General features: G+C 68.0%; 15 protein-coding genes. 8 read left to right on the top strand and 7 right to left on the bottom strand.

Going from position 1 to position 18,252, the window contains the following annotated elements:
- Positions 1–4: 4 nt before the first annotated feature.
- The 3 genes from ACWEWT_RS04860 to ACWEWT_RS04850 form a co-directional block, all read right to left on the bottom strand.
- Positions 5–1,378 carry an MFS transporter gene (locus ACWEWT_RS04860; RefSeq protein WP_452556222.1) on the bottom strand — a complete coding sequence of 458 codons (1,374 nt, stop codon included), beginning with the start codon at positions 1,376–1,378 and terminating at the stop codon, positions 5–7.
- Between the two features lie 76 nt (positions 1,379–1,454).
- Positions 1,455–2,372 (bottom strand): NAD(P)-dependent oxidoreductase, encoded by a 918-nt coding sequence (locus ACWEWT_RS04855; RefSeq protein ID WP_452556220.1) that lies wholly within the window; start codon positions 2,370–2,372, stop codon positions 1,455–1,457.
- A gap of 86 nt (positions 2,373–2,458) precedes the next feature.
- Entirely contained in the window at positions 2,459–3,673 is a 1,215-nt protein-coding gene (locus ACWEWT_RS04850) for a PucR family transcriptional regulator (RefSeq protein WP_452556218.1), read from the bottom strand.
- A 103-nt stretch (positions 3,674–3,776) separates the two neighbouring features.
- Between ACWEWT_RS04850 and ACWEWT_RS04845 the strand changes: the two genes are divergently transcribed.
- The 4 genes from ACWEWT_RS04845 to ACWEWT_RS04830 are packed head-to-tail and all read left to right on the top strand — an operon-like array spanning position 3,777 to position 9,214.
- On the top strand, positions 3,777–4,949 hold the full coding sequence (locus tag ACWEWT_RS04845; RefSeq protein WP_452556216.1) for a thiolase domain-containing protein: 1,173 nt from the start codon (positions 3,777–3,779) through the stop codon (positions 4,947–4,949).
- Positions 4,949–6,568, top strand: coding sequence for an AMP-binding protein (locus ACWEWT_RS04840; RefSeq protein WP_452556214.1), 1,620 nt, complete (start codon positions 4,949–4,951; stop codon positions 6,566–6,568). Before ACWEWT_RS04845 ends, ACWEWT_RS04840 begins: the two co-directional genes overlap by 1 nt.
- Positions 6,565–7,944 (top strand): FAD-binding oxidoreductase, encoded by a 1,380-nt coding sequence (locus ACWEWT_RS04835; RefSeq protein ID WP_452556212.1) that lies wholly within the window; start codon positions 6,565–6,567, stop codon positions 7,942–7,944. The genes ACWEWT_RS04840 and ACWEWT_RS04835 overlap by 4 nt, the downstream gene beginning before the upstream one ends.
- A gap of 58 nt (positions 7,945–8,002) precedes the next feature.
- Positions 8,003–9,214: an AI-2E family transporter gene (locus ACWEWT_RS04830; RefSeq protein WP_452556210.1), complete on the top strand. Its 1,212-nt coding sequence runs from the start codon at positions 8,003–8,005 to the stop codon at positions 9,212–9,214.
- 40 nt (positions 9,215–9,254) lie between these two features.
- Here ACWEWT_RS04830 and ACWEWT_RS04825 read toward each other — a convergent pair whose 3' ends face one another.
- The gene (locus tag ACWEWT_RS04825; protein ID WP_452556208.1) at positions 9,255–9,950 is read right to left on the bottom strand and encodes a TetR/AcrR family transcriptional regulator; all 696 of its coding nucleotides are present in this window, start codon (positions 9,948–9,950) and stop codon (positions 9,255–9,257) included.
- Between the two features lie 116 nt (positions 9,951–10,066).
- Between ACWEWT_RS04825 and ACWEWT_RS04820 the strand changes: the two genes are divergently transcribed.
- Entirely contained in the window at positions 10,067–11,785 is a 1,719-nt protein-coding gene (locus tag ACWEWT_RS04820) for a GMC family oxidoreductase N-terminal domain-containing protein (protein WP_452556206.1), read from the top strand.
- Between the two features lie 29 nt (positions 11,786–11,814).
- Here the strand turns inward: ACWEWT_RS04820 and ACWEWT_RS04815 are convergent, their stop codons facing one another.
- The gene (locus ACWEWT_RS04815; RefSeq protein WP_452556204.1) at positions 11,815–12,648 is read right to left on the bottom strand and encodes an acyl-CoA thioesterase; all 834 of its coding nucleotides are present in this window, start codon (positions 12,646–12,648) and stop codon (positions 11,815–11,817) included.
- A 91-nt stretch (positions 12,649–12,739) separates the two neighbouring features.
- Here ACWEWT_RS04815 and ACWEWT_RS04810 point away from each other — a divergent pair, with 91 nt between their 5' ends.
- Entirely contained in the window at positions 12,740–13,357 is a 618-nt protein-coding gene (locus ACWEWT_RS04810) for a TetR/AcrR family transcriptional regulator (protein ID WP_452556202.1), read from the top strand.
- Here ACWEWT_RS04810 and ACWEWT_RS04805 read toward each other — a convergent pair.
- The gene (locus ACWEWT_RS04805; protein WP_452556200.1) at positions 13,335–13,976 is read right to left on the bottom strand and encodes a hypothetical protein; all 642 of its coding nucleotides are present in this window, start codon (positions 13,974–13,976) and stop codon (positions 13,335–13,337) included. The two genes, ACWEWT_RS04810 and ACWEWT_RS04805, sit on opposite strands and share 23 nt — an antisense overlap.
- Before the next feature lie 207 nt (positions 13,977–14,183).
- Between ACWEWT_RS04805 and ACWEWT_RS04800 the strand changes: the two genes are divergently transcribed.
- Positions 14,184–15,770 carry a GMC family oxidoreductase gene (locus ACWEWT_RS04800; RefSeq protein WP_452556198.1) on the top strand — a complete coding sequence of 529 codons (1,587 nt, stop codon included), beginning with the start codon at positions 14,184–14,186 and terminating at the stop codon, positions 15,768–15,770.
- A gap of 253 nt (positions 15,771–16,023) precedes the next feature.
- Here the strand turns inward: ACWEWT_RS04800 and ACWEWT_RS04795 are convergent, their stop codons facing one another.
- Positions 16,024–17,223, bottom strand: coding sequence for an esterase/lipase family protein (locus ACWEWT_RS04795; RefSeq protein ID WP_452556196.1), 1,200 nt, complete (start codon positions 17,221–17,223; stop codon positions 16,024–16,026).
- A 376-nt stretch (positions 17,224–17,599) separates the two neighbouring features.
- Here ACWEWT_RS04795 and ACWEWT_RS04790 point away from each other — a divergent pair, with 376 nt between their 5' ends.
- Positions 17,600–18,238 (top strand): YdcF family protein, encoded by a 639-nt coding sequence (locus ACWEWT_RS04790; RefSeq protein ID WP_452556194.1) that lies wholly within the window; start codon positions 17,600–17,602, stop codon positions 18,236–18,238.
- Positions 18,239–18,252: the final 14 nt, after the last annotated feature.

Here is an 18,252-nt window from a genome sequence, read left to right as displayed (position 1 = left end):
CCGCTCAGCCGACCTCGACGGGCGGCGTGGATGTTCCGCTGGTTTTCGCGGCCGGTTCCTGCGGTCCGTCGGCGGGGCCGAGGGACCGCCAGCGCGATACCGCGAAGGCGATCACCGCGGACATGGCCGATAGTCCGGCGATCAGATAGAGGCCGGTGTCGTCGGTTCCGGTGAGGTCCTTGACCCAGCCGAAGATGTAGGGGCCGGCGAAGCCGCCGAGGTTGCCGATCGTGTTGACCAGTGCGAGTCCGGCAGCCGCGGCGGTGCCGGCGAGGAATTTCGTCGACATCCCGAAGCAGAGCGGGATACCCGAGCACAGGCCCATCGCCGCGAGCGCGACGCCGACGAGTATCCCGAACGGTGAATCGACCCAGATCGCGAGCAGGATTCCGGTCGCACCCAGGACGGCCGATCCCGCGACATGCAGCGGGACCTCGTCGCGGGCACGGGAATGCCAGGCCCAGAACAGCGTGAACAGGACCGCGCAGCCGTAGGGTACGGCCGTCAGCAGACCGACCTCGACGATCGAATAGGTGACACCGAACCGGTCCTGGAAACCGTCGATGATGGTGGGCAGGAAGAAGCTGATCGCGTACAGGCCGTAGACGAGCCCGAAGTAGCCGAGACCGAGCAACCAGACCTTGCGGTTGCCGAGAACGCCGCGGACGCTGTGGCCGGAGTTCGTCTGTCCGGCGTCGGCGGCGATATCGGCTTCCAGCACGGCGCGTTCGTCGGGGGTCAGCCAGGAGGCGTTCGCGGGACGGTCGGGCAGGACGAACAGACAGGCCAGGCCCAGCAGCACCGCCGGCAATCCGGTCACCAGGATCATGAACCGCCAGCCGTCGAGTCCGAACAGGCCTTCACCGCTCTGCACCAGCCAGGAGGCCAGCGGCGAGCCGATGGTCGAGGACAGCGGGATGCCGACGAGGAAGAGCGCGAACGCCTGGGCCCGGTCACGCTGGGCGAACCAGTAGGTGAGGTAGAGCAGGATGCCCGGGGTGAAACCGGCCTCTGCCACGCCCAGCAGGAAACGCAGGCAGTAGAGCATGGTGGCGTTCTGTACGAACGCCGTCAGCGCGGCGACCACACCCCAGCTGATGAGGATGCGGGCGATCCAGATCCGGGCCCCGAAACGGTGCAGCGCCAGATTGCTGGGCACCTCGAGCAGGATGTAGCCGATGAAGAAGATTCCCGACGCGATACCGAACATGGTCGCGGTGAGCCCGAGCGCCTCGTTCATCCCGTTCGGACCGGCGATACCGATATTGCTGCGGTCGAGGTAGTTGACGAAATAGCAGAGCAGAAGGAACGGCATCAGCCGGACGAGGACTTTACGGCGCACCACGGGACGCAGCGCTGCGGCGGTGGAATCGGACATCATATGACTTTCGATCGTAGGTAGACATTCCGCCGGGGCGGCACGGGGCGGCAGGTCCGGCGGGCGGGGAGAGCGATCAGCCGCGGCGGAAGACCTCGACGATGCCGGAGTCGTCGGCGGCGCCGAGGCCCAGTTCGTCGGCCGCCACCCAGGCCAGGCCCGCGGCCCGGGTGAGGGGTGCGTGGGCGCCGCTGCCCTCGGCTGCGGCGCGGACCAGATGACTGTCCTTGACGAAGACCGACAACTGCGTTTCGGTGGAACGCCGATCGGCGGGCAGGCACATACGGGGGCCGCGGTCGGTGAGCATCCAGGAGGACGCGGCGCCGGTCGTCAGCAGTTCCTGGACCAGTGCCGGATCGAGACCGAGCCGTTCGGCGAACGCGATCGCCTCACCGGCGGCGGCCAGATGGATTCCGGCGAGCATCTGATTGACCAGTTTGAACGATTGGCCGTCGCCGAGACGCGACCCGACCGGACGGACGGTACCGACGACGGCGAGCGCCGGGCGGGCGGCGTCCAGCACGGATTCGGGGCCGGCGGCGAAGAGGGTCAGGCGGCCGGCGGTTGCGCCCCGGACACCGCCGGTGACCGGGCAATCGAGGACGCGGACCCCGTGGCGTTCGGCCAGGGCGGCCGCGTCGCGGAGCTGTTCGGGGCCCACGGTGCTCATGACCACCAGTACCGCGCCGCGCAACCCGCCGCCGGTGATCACCGGGTCGGCGAGCAGATCGCACAACTGCCGGCCGGTGGCGACCATGGCCAGGACGATATCGCTACCGGCGACGACCCCGAGCTCGGTAGCGGCACGCATACCCTCGGCGCGGCACTGCTCGACCCGGTCCGGTGCGATATCGGCGGCCCGGATGGGAAACCCGTGCGCATGCAGCCTGCGAGCCATGGGCAGGCCCATCGCGCCGACCCCGACGATGCCCACGGTCGGTGGGCCGGAGGTGTGGCTCGCGCCGGAGCTCTGGAAGGTATCGGATTGCGTCACGTCACGATGGTGCATCGCATGTGATCGGGGTCACGACCGTCAGGCGTTGGGATCTGAGCGGGCTTTTTCCACGCTTTGTAGGAAAGTCACGGGGCGCGCTCCAGCAGGTCCAGCAGGTAGACACCGAGATGCAACTCGAGCCGGGCCCGGCCGTCGTCGAGATCCACACCGGCGAATTCCTCGATCCGCTGGAGCCGGTAGTACAGAGAGGTGCGGTGCAGGTGCAGCGCTTCCGCGGTCGCCGGGGACGAACCGGCGTGGTCGAGATAGCAGCGCAACGTATGTACGAGACGACCCTGCCGATCGTGGGCACGCAAGCGGCGCAGCGGTTCGGGTAGTGATGCCTCGGTGAGCTCGGCCTCGGGGATCTTCAGCAGGAGTTCCAGTGGTCCCAGATCCGCGGCGAGCGCCGTACCCCCGACAGCAGCCACCCGGTCGGCAGCCCGCAGAGCCGTCTCGGCTTCGCTGTACGAGCGATGGGCGTCGAGCATGTTGTCGTATACACGTCCGACTCCGGCGATCGACGACGTATGTGGCCCCAGGACCCGGATAACCGACTCCCGGAGTTCGGCGGCCTGTTCCCGGAGTCGTTCCGGTCCGGGCGGCCGGTCCCAGGTCTGCACCAGCACTCCCCTGTTCCCGAGTACGACTCCGACCGCGTAGCCGGAACGCGACCGGGCCACTCCGGCGGTCGCGATCCGCAGCGCCTGGGCGGTTTCGGTGGCATCCGGGGTGGCTCCCGCGCGCGTCGATTCCACCGCCGTGACCGATACCTGGGGGGCGTGCCGCAGTGCGGTGTGGCGGTCCAGGTCGCGGATCGCGGCGCCGCGCCGGGCAGGATCGGGGCCGAGCAGATCGGCGACCGCTGCCTCCACCTCCCGGCGCAGCCGGTCCTGCCCGAGCAGTTCGCCGAGCAGCAGTACCCCGATCTCACGGCCGGTGCGGATCACTTCGTCCGTCTCCAGCTCCGTGATGGACTGGTCGTCGTCGATCACCAACAGCAGCCCCAGCAGCTGGCCCTGCCAGCGGATCGGATGGCACAACCGGCTCTTCATACCCAGGTCCGGACGCGCCGGGATCACCCCCGGGCCGTTCCAGCGGGTGACCCCCTGCCCCAGGATGTAGCCGATCGCGGCGCCGCCGACATCGCGTTGCAATACCGCGCGGACGCGCTGTTCGTCGGCATCACCGAAGTGGCGGCTGGCCACGATGAGATTGACCTCGGGGTCGTCGAGCACCACCGACCGGCCGAGTTGTTCGGCGAGGGTGTCGACGAGGCGTTGTAATTCGCGTTCCGCCATGCGCTCACTGTCCCACTGCTTTCCTACAAAGCGAGGAACCGGCCCCGGGATCTCCCGTCAGGCCGAGGTGGTATCGGAGTAAGCCGTCTCACACACTGGCCCTATGAGCACTGATCCCTTCCTGATCGGGTGGGCGCATACCGTTTTCGGTAAGACCGCCCCCGAGGTCACCGTCGAGGACCTCATGGCCGAGGTGTCCACCGCCGCCGTGGCCGATGCCGGACTGGCCGCCGACGATGTGGACGCGGCCTTCGTGGGCGTTTTCAACTCCGGCTTCTCCAGGCAATCCTTCGAGGCCGCGCTGCTGGGTGCGGGACGGCCCGAACTCGCCCGCATTCCGGCCGCACGCCAGGAGAACGCGTGCGCCACCGGCAGCGCCGCACTGCACGCGGCGATGGACCATATCCAGTCCGGCCGCGGCCGGATCGCCCTGGTGGTGGGCGCGGAGAAGATGACCGGGGTCGGGTCGGAAGTCGTCAACGACGCGCTGCTGGGGGCCAGTTATCGCCGTACCGAAGAAAGCGCCGGTAGTTTCGCGGCGATATTCGGACGGCTCGCCGATATCTACGCCGACCGGTACGGTGATCCGCGCGTAGCGCTGGCACAGATCGCGGCGAAGAACCATCGCAACGGTGTCGCGAACCCCTGGGCGCAGATGCGGCGCGATCTGGGTTTCGAATTCTGCTCGACCCCATCGGCGAAGAATCCGGTGACCGCGGGACGGTTGCTGCGGACCGATTGTTCGCTGGTCTCCGACGGGGCGGCGGCACTGGTGGTGGCCTCGGCCGATATCGCGCGCACTGCCCGACGGCGGGTGCGAGTGGCGGCGCGGGCGCACGCCAATGATGTTTTCGCTGTCGCCGACCGGGCCGATCCGGTGGCCTTCGATGGGGCGCGGCGGGCCTTCGGCCGCGCTCTGGGCGATGCCGGTATCGGGTTGGACGGGCTGGATCTCATCGAAACCCACGACTGCTTCACCCTGGCGGAACTGATCCAGTACGAAGCGTTCGGACTGGCCGAACCGGGCAGAGGTGCCACCGTGCTCGCCGAGGGCATCACCGAACGGGACGGCCGGTTACCGGTGAACGTGTCCGGGGGGCTGAAATCGAAGGGACACCCGGTCGGTGCCACCGGTGTATCCCAGCATGTGATGGCCGCGCTGCAGCTGACCGGGGAGGCCGGCGAGATGCAGTTGCCGAAAGCCGAGCGGGCGGCGGTGTTCAATATGGGCGGCGCCGCGGTGGCGAACTACGCGTCGGTGCTGGAGGTCGCGTGATGGGGACCCCGTCGGCTCGCGCGATGAATCTCGCGCATTTCCTGACCCAGACCGCGCGCCGGTTCGGCGACCGGGACGCTCTGGTGCACGGGGATACCCGGTGGACGTGGCGGGAACTCGACGATCGGGTGTCGTTACTCGCCGCGCAGCTGCGCAGCCGCGGTGTCCGGACCGGCGACTGCGTCATGCTGCACAGTCCCAATCACCCGGAATTCGTGCAGGCGATGCTGGCGACCTGGCGGGTCGGTGCGGTGCTGGCGCCCACCAACTTCCGCCTCACCGCCGCTGATATCGCGGTGATCGCGGGCGTCTGCCGGCCGCGACTGCTGCTGATCCACGAGAGCCTGACCGAGCAGGTGCCCGAGATCGCGGCCGCCGGAGGGCTGGACTGCGGCACGATGCTCATCGGCGGCGGCGGACCGGACGCCGTGTCCGGGATACCGCAGGACGGGGCCCGGTTGGGTGACCAGGACGTCACCGTCGGACAGCACGCCTGGTATTTCTTCACCTCCGGGACCTCGGGCACCCCGAAAGCCGCGGTCCTCACCCACGAGCAGATGGGTTTCGTAACCCTGAACCATCTGTGCGATCTCATGCCCGGCACCGGAGCCGGCGATGTATCGCTGGCGGTGGCGCCGCTGTCGCACGGTGCGGGTATCCATCTGCTGCCACAGATCGCGCGCGGTGCCCGTACGGTCATCCCGGTCGCCGCGGGTCTCGACGGCGACGAGGTGTGGCGGCTGGTCGAGCAGGAACGGGTCAGCAATATGTTCACGGTGCCGACCATTCTCAAGATGCTGGCCGAACATCCGGCCGCGCGGACCCGGGATCATTCCTCGCTGCGCTACGTGATCTACGCCGGGGCCCCGATGTACATCGCGGATCAGGAGAACGCGCGGCGGGTGCTCGGCGATGTGCTCGTGCAGTACTACGGACTGGGTGAGGTCACCGGCAATATCACCGTGCTGCCGCCCGATGCCCACGACCATCCCCGCCCGGCGGGCGTGGAATTCGGAACCTGTGGTGTCCCGCGCACCGGTATGCAGATCAGCATCCAGGACGACGACGGCGGTGAACTCCCGTCCGGTGCGCAGGGCGAGATCTGTGTGGCCGGGCCGGCGGTCTGTCACGGTTACCTCGATAATCCGGAAGCGAACGCGGCGGCGTTCCGCGACGGCTGGTTCCGGACCGGTGACCTGGGCATGTTCGACGATACGGGCTTCCTCTACGTGACCGGCCGAGCCTCGGATATGTACATTTCCGGCGGTTCGAACATCTTTCCGCGCGATATCGAGGAGAAACTGCTGCAGCATCCGGATGTGGGTGAGGCGGCGGTACTGGGGATGCCCGATCCGAAATGGGGCGAGATCGGGGTGGCCGTGTGTGTGCCGCGCCCGGGTGGCGCGGTCGACGGCGAGGCGGTGCGGGAGTTCCTGCGCGCGAAACTGGCGGGTTACAAGGTGCCGCGCCACGTCGTGGTGTGGGAGGAACTGCCGAAATCCGGGTACGGCAAGATCGTCAAACGGACGTTGCGGGACATGCTGCTGGCCCAGGGGTGGCCGCCGGTCGCCGCGGCGCCGGCGGCCGGTGCCCAGGTGGGTGCGGGAGCCGCTCGATGACATCGGCGGCGGTCGATCGCCGGACGGAGTTGGCGGGCGCGCTGGGCGATCTGGCGGCGGAGATCGTGATCGGTGACCCCGGGATCATCGCCGGGTACCAGCGGGACCAATCACGGTTCACCGAGGCCGGGATACCGTTCGCGGTGCTCGCACCGCGTAGTACCGCGGAAGTGTCCGCTTGTCTGCGGGCCTGTCACGACCTGCGGGTACCCGTGGTGCTGCGGGGTGCGGGCAGTGGGTTGAGCGGCGGCGCCAACGCGGTATCGGGCGGGGTGGTGCTCTCGCTGCACCGGATGGACGCGATCCTCGGTATCGATCCGGTGGAACGGCTGGCCGTCGCGCAACCCGGGGTGGTGACCGGTGAGCTGCGGGCAGCGGTCGCCGCGCAGGGGCTGCTGTATCCGCCGGACCCCGGTTCGGTGGCATTTTGCACGCTCGGCGGGAATGTGGCCACCGGCGCGGGTGGTATGTGCTGTGTGAAGTACGGGGTGACCGGTGATTTCGTGGTGGCGCTCGAGGTGGTGCTCGCCGACGGCCGGGTGATGCGGACCGGGACCCGCACGGTCAAGGGGGTGGCGGGCTACGACCTGACCGGGCTGTTCGTCGGTTCGGAGGGGACGTTGGGTGTCGTCACCGAGATCACCGTGCGCCTGGTACCGGCGCCCGGACCCGCCGCCACGGTGGTGGCGACCTTCGCCGAGCTGGCCGCGGCGGGTGCGGCGGTGGCCGCGATCACCGCCGCCGGGGTCCCGTGCTCGGCGGTGGAGATCCTGGACCGGACGACCCTGCGCGCCGTGGACGCGCACGCGAAGATGGGGCTGGGTGAGGCCGCGGCGATGCTCCTCGTGCAGGCGGACTCCGCCGACGCCGACCAGATACTCACCCGGGTGGCCGATATCTGCGCCGAGGCGGGTGCGGAGGTCGGGCGTAGCGATTCGGCCGCGGAATCGGAGATGCTGCTCGAGACGCGGCGGCTGGCGCTGCCCGCGCTGGAGCGGCTCGGCGACTGGCTGCTCGACGATGTCTGTGTACCGCGGGCGAAGGTCGTCGATCTCATCCGAGCTGTCGAACGGGTCGCGACGGATACCGGGCTCACCATCGGTGTGTTCGGCCACGCCGGGGACGGGAATCTGCATCCGACGATCATTTTCGACGGTGCGGACGACGGTTCGGTCGCCGCGGCAACCGCCGCTTTCGACGCGGTCACGGCGGCGGCACTCGCGCTCGGTGGCACCGTCACCGGTGAACACGGCATCGGGCGGCTCAAGGCGAGCTGGCTCACCCGGGAGCTCGACCCCGTGAACGTATCGGTGCAGCGTGAGCTGCGCCGGGCGTTCGATCCGCGCGGCATCCTCAATCCCGGCGTGGCGCTGTGACCTGTTCGGCCCGGTCCGGTGCGGTGCCCGGGCGGACCGGGCATGCGAGACTGGCCGGGTGAACGGGGAGAAGGAAATCCACGCCGACAGCACTCGCTCCGCCACCGCCACCCGGCCGCCGGATCGGGGGGAGATATTCGGCTCCGGCGTGCTGTGGGTGGCGAAATGGGCGATATGCGTGGTCGCGATCGCGGCCGGGGCCTGGGTTCTCGGGTTCCTGGCCGCGCGCCTGTGGGTGGTGCTGTTACCGGTACTGCTGGCGATTGTGGTGTCCACGGTGCTGTGGCCGCCGACCCGGCTACTGGTGAAGGCGGGGTTACCGCCGGCCGCGGCGGCCTCGCTCACGGTGGTCGGATTCATCGGCGTGCTGGCGGGTGGTATCGCCTTGATCGTGCCCTCGGTGGTCGATCAGGTGCCCGAACTCTCCGATAAGGCGACCAAGGGAATCAACACCGTCCGGGACTGGCTGCAGGGCCCGCCGCTGAACATCAGGGACGAACAACTGAATTCGGCGGTCGACGCCGTGGTCTCGCGCGTACAGTCCAGTGCCGAACAGATCGCCTCGGGTGTGTTCACCGGCGTCAGTACCGCCACCTCGGTGCTGGTCACGATATTCCTGGTGCTGATTCTCTGCTTCTTCTTCGTCAAGGACGGGCCCAAATTCGTCCCGTGGATGCACAGGTTCACCGGGGGGCGCAGCGGCCGGCATTTCGAGGAAGTACTCGTACGGGTCTGGGATGTGCTCGGCGGATTCATCCGCACTCAGGCGCTGGTCAGTTTCATCGACGCGTTCTTCATCGGCCTCGGACTCGTACTGCTCGGTGTACCGCTGTGGGGAGTTCTCACGGCACTGACGTTCCTCGGCGGGTTCATTCCCATGGTGGGCGCGTTCGTCGCGGGTGCGCTGGCGGTGCTCGTCGCGCTGGTGGGCAACGGGTTCACCACGGCGCTGATCGTGCTCATCATCATCGTCGCGGTCCAGCAGCTCGAGGGCAATGTGCTGCAACCGGTGCTCCAGAGCCGCACGATGAAACTACATGCGGTCGTGGTCCTGCTCGCGGTCACCGGCGGTGGCACCCTGTACGGCATCACCGGAGCGTTTCTGGCGGTGCCGGTGGTGGCCGTGGTCGCGGTGGTCGTCCGCTACATCAGCGAACAGATCGATGTCGTGGTGGCCGAGGCCGATCCGGTCGCGGAGAAGTCCGCGGAGCCCGCTGCCTCCGAGGTGGGCACCGCGAAAGCCGGAACCGCCACGGAATCCGACCAGTAGCCGCCCGGCCCCGGTGGGGATAGCCCTCCGGGGCCGGATCTCACGCCACGCCGAGCAGGGTTTCCAGCGCGGCGATATGGGTTTCGAAGACCTGTGCGCGGTCGGAGAAGGTATCAGCGCCGTACATATCGAATACATCGAAACTCACGGCCCCGAACAACGCGCACCAGACAGTGAGTCCGCGCGCGAGCAGCCAGTCCGGGACCTCCAGCCCGAATTCGGCACGGATCCGGACGAAATCGCCGGCGAGCGGTCCGGCGAGGGGTGGCCCGGCCGCCGCGGGCGGCACGAGCAGCCCCCGGCGGTGGGCCGCGTCGAACAGTCCCATCAGCGTGACGATCACCCGGGTGCCCGGCGTGACCGTGCGATCGGCGGGGGCGGCGTATCCGGGTACCGGGGTGCCGAACAGCAGGCCGTACCAGGCGGGTTCGGCGAGGGCCCAGGAGCGGACGGTGCGCGCGGTGACGCGGAACTGTTCGATCGGGTCGTCGGGCGCGGCGGCGAGGGCGGTTTCGACCGCGTCGCCCAGCGCGTCGTAGCCGTCGACCACCAGCAGGGTCAGGAGTTCGTCCCGGCTGCGGACATAGCGGTAGACCGCCGAGGAGACCACGCCGAGATCGCGGGCCACCGCGCGTAACGACAGGGCGGCGGCACCTTCGGTGGCAAGATGTTCGCGCGCGATCCGCTTGATATCGGTCATCGTCTGGACCCGGGCGCGGGCACGAGGGGTGGTCATCCCCTCAGCCTGACCAATTTTGAGAGCAGTGTCAACAATAGTGAGCATTGCTCCCATCGGCCTGTGTTAATGTTACCGCAAGTCACTGCTGACCATCCGAATCGAGGAGAAGCCCCATGTCCGAGGCGGCCACGGATTTCGATGTTCTGATCGTCGGTTCCGGGTTCGGTGGCAGTGTCACCGCCCTGCGACTCGTCGAGAAGGGCTACCGCGTCGGCGTCCTGGAGGCGGGCCGCCGCTACGCCGACGACGAGCTCCCGAAAACCAGCTGGGAACTGCGCAAATTCCTGTGGGCGCCGAAACTGGGCTGCTACGGCATCCAGCGCATCCACCCGCTGCGCAATGTGCTCATCCTCGGGGGCGCGGGAGTCGGCGGCGGATCGCTCAATTACGCCAACACGCTGTATGTCCCGCCGGAGCCGTTCTTCCAGGACCCGCAGTGGCGCGATATCACCGACTGGCGCGGCGAGCTCACCCCGTACTACGAGCAGGCGAAACGGATGCTCGGCGTGGTACAGAACCCGCATATGACACCGGCGGACGAGGTTTTCAAACAGGTGGCCGAGGATATGGGCGTCGGCGAGACCTTCGTACGGACACCGGTCGGGGTGTTCTTCGGCGAACCCGGCGAAACGGTGGACGACCCGTATTTCGGCGGAGTGGGGCCGGCCCGCACCGGATGCCTGGAATGCGGCGACTGCATGGTCGGCTGCAAATTCGGCGCGAAGAACACCCTCGTCAAGAACTATCTGTACCTCGCCGAACAGGCCGGGGCGCAGGTGGTGCCGATGACGACGGTCACCGAGCTGCGGCCGCAGGCGGACGGTAGCTGGGTGGTGTCGGCGCAGCGCACCGGCGCCTGGTTCCGCAAACAGCGCACCACCTACACCGCACGGCAGGTCGTGGTCGCGGCAGGAACTCTGGGAACTCAGCGGCTACTGCACGAGATGCGGGATCGCCGGGTACTACCCGAGCTGTCCGACCGGCTCGGCCTGCTCACCCGTACCAACTCCGAATCGATCGTGGGTGCCGCGACCAAGAAACTCGCCCCGGGACAGGATTTCACCCGCGGCGTCGCGATCACCTCGTCTATCCATCCCACCCCCGACACCCATATCGAACCGGTGCGCTACGGCCGGGGCTCCAACGCGATGGGACTGCTGCAGACCCTGATGGTCGACGGTGGCGGCCGGGTTCCGCGCTGGCTGCGGTTCCTCGGCACCGCAATGCGCCATCCCCTACTGCTGCTCAGTTTCCTCAGCGTCCGCAATTGGAGCGAGCGCACCATCATCTCGCTGGTGATGCAGCATCTGGACAACTCCATCACCACCTATACGACCCGCGGGTTGTTCGGCCGCAAACTCACCAGCAAGCAGGGACACGGCCAACCCAACCCGACCTGGATCCCCGCGGGCAACGAGGCCACCCGCCGGGTGGCCGAACAGATCGGCGGAACCGCGGGCGGCACCTGGGGCGAGGTCTTCAATATCCCGCTCACCGCGCATTTCCTCGGCGGTGCCGCGATCGGCGCCGACCGCGACTCCGGGGTGATCGACGCCTACCACCGGGTGTTCGGCTATCCGACGCTGAGCGTGGTGGACGGGGCCGCGGTATCGGCCAATCTCGGGGTGAATCCGTCGCTGACCATCACCGCGCAGGCCGAGCGGGCGGCCGCGTACTGGCCGAACAAGGGTGAACAGGATCCGCGCCCCGCGCAGGACGCGCCGTACCGCCGGATCGCACCGGTCCCGCCGAAATCCCCGGTGGTTCCCGATTCGGCGCCGGGCGCGCTGCGCTTGCCGATCGTGGCGGTGAACGACCCCGCCGCCGGCTGAGCCGGACGGCCTCCGCCTTCGAAACGGCCTCAGCCCTTGAAGTAGACCAGCTGGTGGCTCGTCGCGAGCAGCGTGCCGTCCCGGCCCCACAGCTGGGCGTTCTGGTCGAAATGCCCGTGGCCGAAGCGATTGGCGCGGGCCCGGCCGAGCAGATACTCGGTGCCCTGCGCCGCCAGGTCCTCGGCCGTCGCGTGGAAATACACGGTGAGCGAGATCGTGCCGGCCGGGAGGTAGCGACCACGGCGCAGGAAGACACGCGGGTAGAACGCGTCCGACATGGCGGTGAGCGAGGCGAAATCGAGCGGCCGGACCGGACTGTCGCGCAACCACAATGTGCTCACCGAATCCGGATTCTCCGGAATTTCGGCGGTGGGCTCGATATCGGGTACGGCACCGGTGACGAACCGTAGATCGTAATTGCGGCCCCATGCGATGAAGTCGGGGAAGATCTGCGGTACGGCTTCGTCGGGCCCTGGAACCGACGGCATGGTCAGTTCCAGATCCGACCAGGTGTCCCGCCGGATCCCGAAGACCGCGGTCGCCGTGGTGACGACCGCGCCGTCCTGGACGAGTTCGAGCAGCCAGTGCTGATTCGTCCGGTTGGTGCGGATCGGCCGTGCGGTGATCTCGAAGGGACCGTCGGCGATCGGTCCCGCGTAGTTCACCGTGAGCGACAGCGGGTCGCCCAGCCGTTCGGGATGCCGTTCCACCGCTCGCAACAGCGCCGCCGCGGTCACTCCCCCGAACGGGCCGACCATATTCGCGTAGTCGGCGCAGGTATGACCGGCCAACTGGTGCGCATCGGTGTATTCGACGGCGATCGCGGTATCGAAGGGATGGGCCGGCGCATCGATCCCGGTCACAGATCCTCCTGCAGATAAGGGCCGTTTCCGGCAGCGAAGTAATCGTAAGTATGACAACATACATAGTAATTACAGGCAAGAGGGAGCAGTCATGGCACGACCGAAGGATCCCGACGGCCCACGGGCGGCGATGATCGACAGCGCGATCTCGCTGATCCGGCGGCGCGGCGTCGCGGCCGTCTCGTTCACCGATGTCCTCCAGGCCAGCGGCGCGCCCCGCGGATCGCTGTACCACCACTTCCCCGGTGGCCGGGCACAGCTGATCACCGAGGCGACCGAGGTAGCGAGCCGGCGGGTCACCACCGGGGTCACCCGCGCGCTGGACGCCCCGCAGTCGGCCGCGGCGCTACGCGTGATCGCCGATATGCTGGCTCGCGGGCTGGACCAGCACGATTACGCGCTCGGATGCCCGATCGCAGCGGCCGCACTGGGTAACGAACCCGGCGCCGTCGCGGCCGCCGGAACCGCCTTCGACAGCCTGCGCGAGCTCATCGCCGCCAAACTCGTCGCGGACGGGGCACGACCGGAACGGGCCCGGTCCATCGCACTGCTGGTGATCAGCGCGCTGGAGGGCGCCCTCATCGTCGCGCGGCCCGAACGCAACCCGGCCGCACTGGATACGGTCGTCGAGGAACTGAGTGAGATCTGCCGTATCGCAGTGGCGGAAGGGGGATCCGCGGATCCGGTCACTCCACCGCCCGGGTCTTGATCGCATCCCGTGAGATCAGGACATCGTATTCTCCGGGGGTGGCGATCACCGCGTTCCCGTAGGCCGAGCGGACGAACGGCGATGTGAACCAGCGGTCCTCGCTCATATCCTCGAAGAAATCGCGATCTCCGCCGTTGAGGAAGATATGGTTCTGCGCGGTGGCCACTCCGTCGAGCCGCTGCCCGTACAGCCGCGACACCTTGTACCCGGAATGGAAGCCGAGGGCGTTCACCCACGGCTCGAGCTCCACCAATTGCGCCTGCAGCACCCACATATCACCTTCGACCCGGTGCGTACTGCGCTCGGCGGTCCCGCCGTCCTCGTCGAACAGGGTCAGCTCCACCTCGAGTTGATGTTCGGTACCGGATACCGGCGAGACCACCACATGCGCCGCCCGGACCTCTCCCGTCAGACCCAGATAGGTCTGGACGAGTGTGGCGATCCACAGCACCAGCGCCGCGGCGGCGAGGAGTAGCGCGCCTCCGGCACCGCGGGCGATCAGGGCCCGCGGTCCCCTCTTGCGAAATGCGATCAACGCCGAAACCAGCAGGGCCACACCGAGGATGATCGCGAGGATCGAACCGGCCTGCAGCACCCCGAAGTCCACCGGGTAACTCATGCGCAGGTTATACCCCGGTAGCGCGTGATGTCACTCGCGAACGAGGTTTTCGATCCCGCGAGATATCCGCCGCGCGCAGTTGTCCGCGGCGGGCCTTCACGGATGTCACGTCCGGTCGACCCCTAATTCGAGACGCCGAGGCCAAGATGCCCCACATACGCCCCGGCTCTCGTATGTTGGCGGTACACGAGATCGAAAGGTGCGAAGGTGACAGACGTCAGTGCGGACTATGTGATCGTCGGGTCGGGATCGGCGGGAGCCCTGCTCGGAAACCGGCTCAGCGCGGATCCGGGCCGCTCGGTGATCCTGCTCGAGGCCGGCCCCGCCGACAAGGACAAATTCATCCACATACCGGCCGCGTTCGCGAAACTCTTCCGCACCCCCTACGACTGGGACTATCTCACCGAACCGCAGCCCCAGCTCGACAACCGGCAGATCTACTGGCCCCGTGGCAAGACCTTCGGCGGTTCGTCCTCGCTCAACGCCCAGATGTGGGTGCGCGGTTTCCGGGCCGATTACGAGGAGTGGTCGGTCGCCGCCGGACCGGAATGGGGTTTCGACAGGGCGGTCGAGCAGTTCCGCGCGATCGAGGATGTGGAGGGCGCCACCGCAGCCGATCACGGTACCGGCGGGCCCCTGCACATCTCCCACCAGCGCAGTCCGCGCCCGTCGACGGCCGCCTACCTGCGGGCGGTGGCCGAACGCGGCTTCACCGTCGAGGAAGCGAATCTGCCGGAGCCGCAAGGGTTCAGCCAGACCATGGTGACCCAGCACCGGGGCCGCCGCTGGAGTACCGCCGACGCCTACCTGCGGCCGGCGGCGAAACGACGGAACTTCCAGGTGCTTCCCGAATCGACGGTCACCCGGGTGCTGTTCGACGGCGATCGGGCCGTAGGTGTCGAGTATTCGCGCGGTGGCCGCATCGAGAAGGTGACCGCCCGTAGGGAGGTCGTACTCTGCGGCGGCGCGATCAACAGCCCGCAACTGCTCATGCTCTCGGGAATCGGCGACCGCGCCGACCTCGAACGGCACGGGATCGAGGTCCGCCGGCACGCCCCCGCGGTCGGGGCCGACCTGCAGGATCATCTCGTCACCGGGCTCGGATACGGGGTGGGCACCGATTCGTTGTTCGACGCCGAGAAACCGGCTCAGCTGGTCAACTATCTGCTCCGGCATCGCGGGATGCTCACCTCGAATGTCGGTGAAGCGTACGGTTTCGTACGCAGCCGCCCCGAACTGGAACACCCCGACCTCGAACTGGTCTACGCCCCCGCCCCGTTCTATCACGAAGGCCTCGTCGACCCGACCGCCCACGGCGTCATCCTGGCGACCGTACTGCTGCGCCCGCACAGTCGCGGCACGATCACGCTGGCCTCGAAGGACCCGTTCGCCAAACCGCTGATCGACCCCGCGTACCTCTCCGACGAGCAGGGGATCGATCGGGCCGCGTTGATGGCCGGCCTGCGGCACTGCGCCGACATCGCCGAAACCGCGGCCATGAAGGAAGTACTCGGCCCGCTCTGCTATCCGCCGGACGCACCCGGTGACGGCGCCGCGGAAGCGACCCGGGCGCTGGCACTCAACGGTTACGCCCACACCCTCTATCATCCGGCCGGTACCTGCCGGATGGGGTCGGACGAGAACTCCGTGGTGGATCCACAACTGCGGGTGCGCGGTGTCCAGGGGCTGCGCGTCGCCGACGCGTCGATCATGCCGGTACTGATACGCGGGCACACCCACGCGCCCAGTATGTTCATCGGCGCCCAGGCGGCCGACCTGCTCACGCGCGGATGAGTCCGGCGCCACCGGCCCGGACGCGGTACGGGACCGGTGGCGACCGGATTCGGGCATATCTCCCGGATCGGCGATGGACCCACCGGGCGGTATGAGCGGTCACCGCCCGGTGGGTCCACTACGCCGGCCGCGGACGACACGGTGCGGAAAGGTGAGGCGAACGAGCCCACCCGATGCCCGCGGCGGCCGTGTGCGCGCCGAGCCGGACGGAGTCGGCCCGTGCGGCCTCGGAGCGCACCCGTCTACGGGGTGTTCACAGCTTGCCGCCACCGCCGATCAGCCACGGATTGAAAGTGCACTGCAGGGCCGGGAAGCGCCCGGGATCGAGTGCCTGCAGCGCGATGGACAGCGCCCGCGGCGAATACATGAGCGTCAGATGGTCCGACAGATCCTGTTCGCAGCCGTCCTGCAGGGTGATGTTGCGGACGGTCGCGCCGGGCCCGGGCTGCAGGAAGGTCAGATCGTAGGGTGTGGTCACCTCGTCGTAGCGGGTGCCCACGACTGTGTAATCGACCCCGGGCACGGTATCCCCGCCGGCATTGAGCTGATCGACGAAATCCGAGCCGACCGTCTGCTGGATACCGGAGTGCCCGACGAATATCTCGATGAAGCCGAGGATATCGATCCCGAAGTTGTTGATCGCCCGGCCCAGCGCGCCGATACCGTCCAGCGTGGTTCCGTGATGGGTGGCACCGAAGGTGATCAGCTTGTCCACCTTGTCCGCGCCGCCGTCGAACTTGGTGTACCAGTTCGCCATCGACCCGCCCTGGGAATGGGCGATCATATCGACCTCGGACGCACCGGTCGCCGCGAGCACCCGGTCCACGAAAGTGGCCAGCTGTTTCGACGAGTCCTGGATGTATCCGGTGCCCATGGTGCCCGGTAGCACCGAGCCCAGCCCGCCACCCTGCACGAGGTTCGAGCGACCGTAGTTGAAGGTGAACGTACAGAAGCCGGCGTCCTTCAACGGCTGACCCATGAACGCGAACCCGTTGTAGGCGTTCATCCAGGTGCCGTGGATCAGCAGCAGCGGGCGGGGGTGTTCGGGGCTGGGTTTGCAGTTCCAGTCGTTGGCGCCCGGAGGTGCCGCATCACCGTGTGCCAACCCGTACCCGAAGGCAGCCAGCCACGCGGTCTGCGCCGGACCGTAACCGACCGTATCCGAGGCATATCCACCCGACAGGCCCGAACTACTGCCCGAGCCGCCGTAGCAGTCGCCGGAACCGTTGCCCGAGCCGGCGCCGCTCCCGGAATTACAGGCCGAACCACTGGCACTCCCGGAATTCGCGACCGGCTGCCCCGTGCGGCCGGCCGCGATATAGGCGGCGAGGTCCTGTTCGGTCGGTGCCGACGCGGGGTCCGCCTGCGCGCCCGTACCGGTGAGCCCGCATACGAGCACGGTGGCTGCCAGCAGCACGGCCGACCGCAGCCGGGCCGGATTCGGTCTTGTCATCGGGGGCCTTCCTGGAGCACATCACTGTCCGAACCACCTGCCGCCGTATCGATTTCACGGCAGATGAGCTGCGCCGACAGTACGGTCGCCGAACTCTTCTACGGCCGTTCCCGAGCAGGAACTGGAGACCTCACGATTTCCCGATATCGAATTTGGACCTCCTCACAGCGGGCTTCGACCACCGATTCCCGGGAAACGCTGTGCGTACGCCCATATTCACGATATTCGACCGTATTGCGCCCCAATGGAACCATCATCCGCACGGTGAACTCTCCAATAATCCCGCCAGATCACGAATCGATCACATCGATACCCGATCATGGAAGAACCAATAACCCGTATCCCGGCTGCCCGGCCACGTCCGTTCGGAGGACCGATGTTCCGCTCATACACCGGATCCGGCCGTCACCGCCGCCCCACCCGAATCCCCACCGCGATTCGCGCCGGGCTGACCTCACTGCTGGCCACCGCGGCCCTCGGTATGACACTGTCCGGGAACGCCGGTGCCACACCGCCGCCCGGGCCGGCCGGGGACGCCGGACTGATCGACGCACTGACCGGACCACTCGCCCGCCCGCACGGCCCGGACACCGCGATCGTGATCCTCGGCTACGGACTCCGGCCCGACGGCAGCATGCGACCCGAGCTCGTCGACCGGCTGCGCGCGGGATACATCCAGGCACTGCTAGCCCCGCGGTCCCCTGTCATCGTCACCGGCGGCAACCCCCGCAACGGTGTCACCGAGGCCGCCGCGATGGCCGATTGGCTGATCGCCCGGGGCATCCCACCGCAGCGGGTGCACCAGGAGAACGCGGCCGCGACGACGGTGCAGAATGCCCGCAACAGCGCCGCGCTGGTCCACGCACTGGGCGCCCGGGACGCCGTGGTGGTGACTTCACCGGACCATATCGGCCGGGCGGCGCGAAATTTCGTGGCAGCCGGAATACCGGTGACCGCGACGCTGACCCCGCATCAGATTCCGGATTTCGTAGCAGCCCTCACTCCCGATCGGTGAGCGGCCGTCCGGAC

The organism is Nocardia sp. NPDC003963 (assembly GCF_053605105.1).
This window is presented reverse-complemented; position numbering and strand designations above follow the sequence as displayed.

Excerpts from the sequence above, each read along its gene's own strand:
- ACWEWT_RS04860 (WP_452556222.1), bottom strand. The coding sequence starts at position 1,378 with ATGTCCGATTCCACCGCCGCAGCGCTGCGTCCCGTGGTGCGCCGTAAA.
- ACWEWT_RS04850 (WP_452556218.1), bottom strand. The coding sequence starts at position 3,673 with ATGGCGGAACGCGAATTACAACGCCTCGTCGACACCCTCGCCGAACAA.
- ACWEWT_RS04845 (WP_452556216.1), top strand. The coding sequence starts at position 3,777 with ATGAGCACTGATCCCTTCCTGATCGGGTGGGCGCATACCGTTTTCGGT.
- ACWEWT_RS04840 (WP_452556214.1), top strand. The coding sequence starts at position 4,949 with ATGGGGACCCCGTCGGCTCGCGCGATGAATCTCGCGCATTTCCTGACC.
- ACWEWT_RS04835 (WP_452556212.1), top strand. The coding sequence starts at position 6,565 with ATGACATCGGCGGCGGTCGATCGCCGGACGGAGTTGGCGGGCGCGCTG.
- ACWEWT_RS04825 (WP_452556208.1), bottom strand. The coding sequence starts at position 9,950 with ATGACCACCCCTCGTGCCCGCGCCCGGGTCCAGACGATGACCGATATC.
- ACWEWT_RS04820 (WP_452556206.1), top strand. The coding sequence starts at position 10,067 with ATGTCCGAGGCGGCCACGGATTTCGATGTTCTGATCGTCGGTTCCGGG.
- ACWEWT_RS04810 (WP_452556202.1), top strand. The coding sequence starts at position 12,740 with ATGGCACGACCGAAGGATCCCGACGGCCCACGGGCGGCGATGATCGAC.
- ACWEWT_RS04805 (WP_452556200.1), bottom strand. The coding sequence starts at position 13,976 with ATGAGTTACCCGGTGGACTTCGGGGTGCTGCAGGCCGGTTCGATCCTC.
- ACWEWT_RS04795 (WP_452556196.1), bottom strand. The coding sequence starts at position 17,223 with ATGACAAGACCGAATCCGGCCCGGCTGCGGTCGGCCGTGCTGCTGGCA.
- ACWEWT_RS04790 (WP_452556194.1), top strand. The coding sequence starts at position 17,600 with ATGTTCCGCTCATACACCGGATCCGGCCGTCACCGCCGCCCCACCCGA.